Consider the following 7,151-nt stretch of genomic DNA (forward strand, 5'->3'; position numbering starts at 1 on the left):
TACTGCAGGGGGGACCCTGTGGGAGAGTAGGACGCCGCCGAACAATCATTGTGAAGAACCCCCGCCGGGTTGTCCGGCGGGGGTTCTTTGCGTTTCCCGGACGGATCAGAGCGCGAGCTTGAAGCCGAGGTGGGACGGGACGAAGCCGAGGCGCTCGTAGAAGCGGTGCGCGTCGGTGCGGGTGGCGTCGGAGGTGAGCTGGACGAGGTCGGCGTCGAGTTCGCGGGAGCGGTCGATCGCCCACCGGATCAGGTCGGTGCCCAGGCCGGTGCCGCGTTCGTCGGCGTGGATCCGGACGGCCTCGATGATGGTGCGGGTCGAGCCCTTCCGGGCGAGGCCGGGGACGACGGTCAGCTGAAGGGTGCCGATCGTCCGGCCGGCTCGTTCGGCGACCACGAGGTGCTGGTGCGGGTCGGTGTCGATGCGGGCGAAGGCGGCGCGGTACGGGGTGAGGTCGTCCGGGCTCTCGCGGGTGACGCCCAGCGGGTCGTCGGCGAGCATGGCCACGATGGCCGGCAGGTCGTCGCCGGTCGCCCGGCGGATGGTCAGATCGTTCATGATCACACTCTAGAAGGCCCTGGAAGGCCCTTCTGGCGTGATCCGGCGTCATGTGCCTGGCGGTGGGCTGGTGATGACGGCGAAGACGGCTCCTTGCGGGTCCACGAGCCGGCCGAGGCGGCCGACGCCGTGGACGTCCGTGGCGGGGATCCGGACGGTGGCGCCGAGGCGTTCCGCGGTGGCGAGGCGGGCGTCGACGTCGGGGACCTCGAAGTAGGGGAACCAGTGCGAGGAGGTACCGGCGGCGGTCTGCTCCGGGTCGAGCTGCATGATGCCGCCGTGGGCGTCCTCGGTGCCGCCGCCGGGCGGGGTGAGGACGGTGTACAGCAACTCGCCGATCGGGACGTCCTGTTCCTGCCAGGCGAAGACGGTGCGGTAGAAGGCCTTCGCCGCCTCGGCGTCGATGCTGCAGCACTCCGCCCAGCAGAGGCTGCCGGGCTCGGTGACGGTGTCGAGGCCGCGCAGGTCGTGCGGTTGCCAGACCGCGAAGTCGGCGCCGGTGGGGTCGGTGTAGCCGGCCATCCGCCCGCTGGTGAAGACGTTGAACGGGGCGAAGCGGACCCGGCCGCCGGCGTCGCGGACCAGGGCCGTGGTGAGGTCGGCGTCGAGGGTGCAGAAGTAGACCGTCCAGGCGGGGCGGGCGTGGGCCTCGGTGAACGGGCCGAGCGCGGCGACGGTCCGGCCGTCCTGCCGGAAGAAGCCGTAGCCGCCGGCCTCGGGGCCGGCCGAGGCGTAGGTCCAGTCGAACACCCCGGTGTAGAAGGAGACCGAGGCCGGGGTGTCCGGGCTGGTGAGGTCGAGCCAGTTGGGGGAGCCGGGACGGAAGGCGGTGGTGAGCATGGTGCGCTGCCCTTCGACGACGGAGGACGGGCGCGGGAGCCGGCCCTCCTCGTCCTCCCAGCCTGGCACCCGGGCCCGCGGTGTCGCACCCGGACGGTACGGTGCGTAGCGGAAGTCGTCCCGCACGGTGAAGGGGGCCCGATGGCCAGGCAGACAGCGGCGCGGACCGCCGCCCCCGGGGGGACCGGCCAGGCGGCGGCGCCCCGCCAGTTGGCCCAGGTCGAGGGCGTGCTGGAGCGGATCACCTACGCCAACGAGGAGACCGGCTACACGGTGGCCCGGGTCGACACCGGGCGGGGCGCCAACGATCTGCTGACCGTGGTTGGCGCCCTGCTCGGCGCGCAGCCGGGGGAGTCGCTGCGGCTGCACGGGCGGTGGGGCTCGCATCCGCAGTACGGGCGGCAGTTCGTGGTGGAGAACTACACGACGGTGCTGCCGGCGACCGTTCAGGGCATCCAGCGGTACCTGGGATCGGGGCTGATCAAGGGGATCGGGCCGCGGTTCGCGGAGCGGATCGTCGAGCGCTTCGGGGTGGACACCCTGGAGGTGATCGAGAACGAGCCCGGCCGGCTGATCGAGGTGCCGGGGCTCGGTCCGAAGCGGACGAAGAAGATCGCGGCCGCGTGGGAGGAGCAGAAGGCCATCAAGGAGGTGATGGTCTTCCTCCAGGGCGTCGGGGTCTCGACCTCGCTGGCTGTACGGATCTACAAACAGTACGGGGACGGCTCGATCGGGGTGGTGAAGAACGAGCCGTACCGGCTGGCGGCGGACGTCTGGGGCATCGGCTTCCTCACCGCGGACCGGATCGCCCAGGCTGTGGGCATCCCGCACGACAGCCCGGAGCGGGTCAAGGCGGGGCTGCAGTACGCGCTGTCGCAGAGCAGTGACCAGGGGCACTGCTACCTGCCGGAGGAACGGCTGATCGCGGACGGCGTGAAGCTGCTCCAGGTGGATGTGGGGCTGGTGATCGACTGCCTGGCGGAGCTGGTGGCCGTAGAGGGGGTGGTGCGCGAGCAGGTGCCGGGCGAGGGCGGCGAGCCGATCACGGCGGTGTACCTGGTGCCGTTCCACCGGGCGGAGATCTCGCTGGCCAACCAGTTGCTGCGGCTGCTGCGGGCGGACACCGACCGGATGCCGTGGTTCGCGGACGTCGACTGGCCGGCGGCGCTGGGCTGGCTGGCCCGGCGGACGGGGGCGGAGCTGGCACCGGAGCAGGAGCAGTCGGTGCGGCTGGCGCTGACCGAGAGGGTCGCGGTGCTGACCGGCGGGCCGGGCTGCGGCAAGTCGTTCACGGTGAAGTCGATCGTCACGCTGGCGCTGGCGAAGCGGGCCAAGGTGGTGCTGGCGGCGCCGACCGGGCGGGCGGCGAAGCGGCTGGCGGAGCTGACCGGGGTGGAGGCCTCGACGGTGCACCGGCTGCTGGAGCTTCGGCCGGGCGGGGACGCGGCGTACGACCGGGACCGGCCGCTGGACGCGGACCTGGTGGTCGTCGACGAGGCGTCGATGCTGGACCTGATCCTGGCGAACAAGCTGGTCAAGGCGGTGGCGCCGGGGGCGCACCTGCTGTTCGTGGGGGACGTGGACCAGCTGCCGTCGGTGGGGGCGGGCGAGGTGCTGCGGGACCTGCTGGCCGAGGGCGGGCCGATCCCGTCGGTGCGGCTGACCAGGATCTTCCGCCAGGCGCAGGAGTCGGGTGTGGTGACCAACGCGCACCGGATCAACGAGGGGCTGCCGCCGCGGACCGAGGGCCTGCCGGACTTCTTCCTGTTCGCGGAGGAGGACGCGGAGCTGGCGGCGGGGCTGACGGTGGACGTGGTGGCGCGGCGGATCCCGCAGAGGTTCGGCTACGACGCCCGGCGGGACGTCCAGGTGCTGGCGCCGATGCACCGCGGACCGGCCGGGGCGGGGAACCTCAACACCCTGCTGCAGGCGGCGGTGACGCCGGCCCGGGAGGGGCTGGCGGAGCGGCGGTTCGGCGGGCGGACGTTCCGGGTGGGGGACAAGGTCACGCAGATCCGCAACAACTACGACAAGGGGCGGAACGGGGTCTTCAACGGCACAGTGGGAGTGGTGACGTCCCTCAGCGTGGACGACCAGCGCCTGACGGTGCTGACGGACGAGGACGAGGAGGTGCCCTACGACTTCGACGAGCTGGACGAGTTGGCGCACGCCTACGCGGTGACGATCCATCGGTCGCAGGGGAGCGAGTACCCCGTGGTGGTGATTCCGGTCACCATGTCCGCTTGGACGATGCTCCAGCGAAATCTGCTCTACACGGCGGTGACCAGGGCCCGAAAACTCGTCGTGCTGGTGGGGTCACGGAAAGCGATCGGGCAGGCGGTTCGCAGTGTCAGTGCAGGTCGGAGGCATGCGGCGCTGGACCACCGGCTTGCGTCTGGATGATTCTCCAAGGGATGGTTGCCTCTATTGTTCTCTTGACGTGAAGAGATTTACGGCAGAGCCTGGTGGGGTGCCGATCTTGTCCGGTTCGTACCGGCGGCGGCGGCAGGTTTTGTAGGGGCGGGCCCTTTCGGGTCACCCCGGGTGCGCGGCTGTCCGCCGGATGGGGGATGGTAGAGACAGTCAGGGCACCTTGGAAGAGGATTCATTTCGTCGGTGAGGAAGACGTGAGCGACAACTCGGTAGTACTGCGGTACCAGGACGGCGAGTACGAGTACCCCGTCGTCGAGAGCACTGCGGGCAACGCCGGCTTCGACATCTCGAAGCTGCTCCCGCAGACCGGCCTGGTCACCCTGGACAACGGCTTCGGCAACACCGCCGCCTACAAGTCCGCGATCACCTTCGTGGACGGTGACAACGGCATCCTGCGGTACCGCGGTTACCCGATCGAGCAGCTCGCCGGCAAGGGTGACTTCATCGAGACCGCGTACCTGCTGATCAACGGCGAGCTGCCGAACTCCGACCAGCTCGCGCAGTTCAACCGCGAGATCACCCAGCACACCCTGCTGCACGAGGACGTCAAGCGCTTCTTCCAGGGCTTCCCGCGGGACGCGCACCCGATGGCGATGCTGTCCTCGGTGGTCGGCGCGCTGTCGACGTTCTACCCGGAGAGCCACAACCCGTTCGACGCGGCCCAGCGCCACCTGTCGACGGTCCGCCTGCTGGCGAAGCTCCCGACCATCGCGGCGTACGCGTACAAGAAGGCGATGGGCCAGCCCTTCGTCTACCCGCGCAACGACCTGAGCTACGTCGAGAACCTCCTGCGGATGACCTTCGCGGTCCCGGCCGAGGACTACGAGCTCAACCCGGTCGTCGTCAACGCGCTGGACAAGCTGCTCATCCTGCACGCGGACCACGAGCAGAACTGTTCGACCTCCACCGTGCGCCTGGTCGGCTCCAGCCACGCCAACCTGTTCGCCTCGATCTCGGCGGGCATCTCGGCGCTGTGGGGCCCGCTGCACGGCGGCGCCAACCAGGCCGTGCTGGAGATGCTGGAGAGCATCCAGAAGGACGGCGGCGACGTCGACGCCTTCATCGCGAAGGTGAAGAACAAGGAAGCCGGCGTCAAGCTGATGGGCTTCGGCCACCGGGTCTACAAGGCGTTCGACCCGCGCGCCGCCCAGGTGAAGCTGCTCGCCCACGAGGTGCTCGGCCAGCTCGGCAAGTCCGACGAGCTGCTCGACATCGCGCTCAAGCTGGAGGAGCACGCGCTCAAGGACGACTTCTTCGTCTCGCGCAAGCTCTACCCGAACGTGGACTTCTACACCGGTCTGATCTACCGCGCCATGGGCTTCCCGACCAGCATGTTCACCGTGCTGTTCGCCCTCGGCCGGCTGCCGGGCTGGATCGCCCACTGGCACGAGATGATCAACGACCCGACCAGCCGGATCGGCCGTCCGCGCCAGATCTACACCGGCACCGCGATCCGCGACTACGTCGAGATCGACGCCCGCTGACGCCGTGCACCCGCACTGACGCCATGCGCACGCCCTGACACCGTGCCACGAGGGCCCGGCCGCACTCCTGCGGCCGGGCCCTCGTGTTCTGCGCCCGCAACGTCCGGCGCACGACTCCGGGGGCGGCGGTGGACCCGGGACGGCCGCTCAAAGCGTCCCTGGTCCCGCCACACCCCGGCGTCGTGCGCGAAGGCCGCCAAACCGTCGGCGACCGACCCGGGGCCCGCCGGAGCCCCGTCGGCGGCAGCGGTGGTGGCGCGTCGACGCTGTGCCGTTCGCCGCGTCTCCGCCCACCGGTAAAACTGCCGCACTACCAACCTAAGACGTATCAGCGTGTGAGAAGTTACGCCGGGGGGGTGTGAGCTGCCTCTCGCCACGCTCCGTGTGCGTGCGGTGCCGCCCCCATACCACACCTTGCGGCGGCCGCGACGTCACCCTCCCCGCAGTCACGGCAACCGAGCGTGATAGGAATCGTGGCATTCCGGTACGGACCGTCCCGCACCTTGCAGCGTGGCGGCGGAGCTGGGGAGGGAGTGCGCAGATGACCAGGAACGTGGTTGTCACCGGCGGTGGCACGGGGATCGGGTACGAGGTGGCACGGCGGTTCGCCGAGGCGGGCGAACAGGTCGTGATCGTCGGCCGTCGGCGGGCGGTGCTGGAGGACGCCGCCGCGGCCCTCGGGCCGAACGTGACCCCGCTCGTCTGCGACCTCGCCGATCCGGACGCCGTGGAGGCCGCGCTGGCCGCGCTGCCGGAGCGGATCGACGTGCTGGTGAACAACGCGGGCAGCCGGGAGACCGTGATCGGCGCCGGGCCGCACGCCCTGCTGGCCCGCTGGCGCGGGGACTTCGAGCGCAACGTGCTGACCGTGGTGCTGCTCACCGAGTCGATCCGCGACCGGCTCACCCCGGGCTCCGGCCGGGTCGTCACCATCAGCTCGATCGCCGCCCTGCGCGGGGCCGGCTCGTACGGGGCGGCGAAGGCCTCGCTGCACGCCTGGAACCACTTCCTCGCCGCCCAGCTCGGCACCTCGGGCATCACCGCCAACATCGTGGCGCCGGGGACGGTGGCGGGCACCGAGTTCTTCGGACCGCGGCTGGACGACGCGGAGGTCTCCCGGCGGGCGGCCCGGACGCTGCTCGGGCGGGTCGGGGAGACCGGCGAGGTGGCGGCGGCGGTCCACTTCCTGGCCTCGCCGGAGGCCGGGTTCATCACCGGCGAGATCCTGCACTGCAACGGCGGCGAGCTGCTCGGCCGCTGAGCCGTGCGCCGACGCCGCAGGGCCCGTACCGCACGAGCGGTACGGGCCCTGCCGGTTCCCGGGGCGCCCGGGTCAGGCGGCGGCCCGGAAGCGGCGCAGCCGGAGGCTGTTGGTGAGCACGAAGACCGAGGAGAAGGCCATCGTGGCACCGGCGATCATCGGGTTGAGCAGCCCGGCGGCGGCCAGCGGGATCGCCGCCACGTTGTAGCCGAAGGCCCAGAACAGGTTGCCCTTGATGGTGCCGAGGGTCCTGCGGGAGAGCCGGATGGCGTCGGCCGCCGAGCGCAGGTCGCCGCGGACGAGGGTGAGGTCGCTCGCCTCGATGGCGGCGTCGGTGCCGGTGCCCATGGCGAGGCCGAGGTCGGCCTGGGCGAGCGCGGCGGCGTCGTTGACGCCGTCGCCGACCATCGCGACGATCCTGCCCTCGGCCTGGAGGATCTCGACGGCGGCCACCTTGTCCTCGGGCAGCACCTCCGCCTGCACGTCCTCGGCGGGGATGCCGACCTCGGCGGCGACGGCCTCGGCGACCAGCCGGTTGTCCCCGGTGAGCAGCACCGGCCGCAGGCCGAGGGCGC

Annotated in this window: 6 protein-coding genes; 3 read left to right on the top strand and 3 right to left on the bottom strand. The window is 71.1% G+C overall.

Features of this window, described 5'->3' with window-relative positions; genetic code table 11:
- Positions 1–105: 105 nt before the first annotated feature.
- Positions 106–558 carry a GNAT family N-acetyltransferase gene (locus tag ACFC0B_RS40610; RefSeq protein ID WP_376098499.1) on the bottom strand — a complete coding sequence of 151 codons (453 nt, stop codon included), beginning with the start codon at positions 556–558 and terminating at the stop codon, positions 106–108.
- Between the two features lie 48 nt (positions 559–606).
- A complete protein-coding gene (locus ACFC0B_RS40615) occupies positions 607–1,467 on the bottom strand; it encodes a VOC family protein (RefSeq protein WP_376098502.1) in 861 nt (286 codons plus the stop codon).
- Between the two features lie 72 nt (positions 1,468–1,539).
- On the opposite strand from ACFC0B_RS40615, the gene ACFC0B_RS40620 reads away from it, so the two are divergent.
- The 3 genes from ACFC0B_RS40620 (at position 1,540) to ACFC0B_RS40630 (ending at position 6,576) form a co-directional block, all read left to right on the top strand.
- Positions 1,540–3,801 (top strand): ATP-dependent RecD-like DNA helicase, encoded by a 2,262-nt coding sequence (locus ACFC0B_RS40620; RefSeq protein WP_376098505.1) that lies wholly within the window; start codon positions 1,540–1,542, stop codon positions 3,799–3,801.
- 224 nt (positions 3,802–4,025) lie between these two features.
- Positions 4,026–5,315, top strand: a complete 1,290-nt coding sequence (locus ACFC0B_RS40625) for a citrate synthase (RefSeq protein ID WP_376098508.1) — start codon at positions 4,026–4,028, stop codon at positions 5,313–5,315.
- Between the two features lie 541 nt (positions 5,316–5,856).
- Positions 5,857–6,576 (top strand): SDR family NAD(P)-dependent oxidoreductase, encoded by a 720-nt coding sequence (locus ACFC0B_RS40630; RefSeq protein WP_376098511.1) that lies wholly within the window; start codon positions 5,857–5,859, stop codon positions 6,574–6,576.
- A gap of 72 nt (positions 6,577–6,648) precedes the next feature.
- Here the strand turns inward: ACFC0B_RS40630 and ACFC0B_RS40635 are convergent.
- Positions 6,649–7,151, bottom strand: a 503-nt coding sequence (locus ACFC0B_RS40635; protein ID WP_376098514.1) for an HAD-IC family P-type ATPase, incomplete at its 5' end; no start/stop codon positions are given.

It is taken from the genome of Kitasatospora sp. NPDC056184 (assembly GCF_042268405.1).
Classification (GTDB): domain Bacteria; phylum Actinomycetota; class Actinomycetes; order Streptomycetales; family Streptomycetaceae; genus Kitasatospora.

Excerpts from the sequence above, each read along its gene's own strand:
- ACFC0B_RS40610 (WP_376098499.1), bottom strand. The coding sequence starts at position 558 with ATGAACGATCTGACCATCCGCCGGGCGACCGGCGACGACCTGCCGGCC.
- ACFC0B_RS40620 (WP_376098505.1), top strand. The coding sequence starts at position 1,540 with ATGGCCAGGCAGACAGCGGCGCGGACCGCCGCCCCCGGGGGGACCGGC.
- ACFC0B_RS40630 (WP_376098511.1), top strand. The coding sequence starts at position 5,857 with ATGACCAGGAACGTGGTTGTCACCGGCGGTGGCACGGGGATCGGGTAC.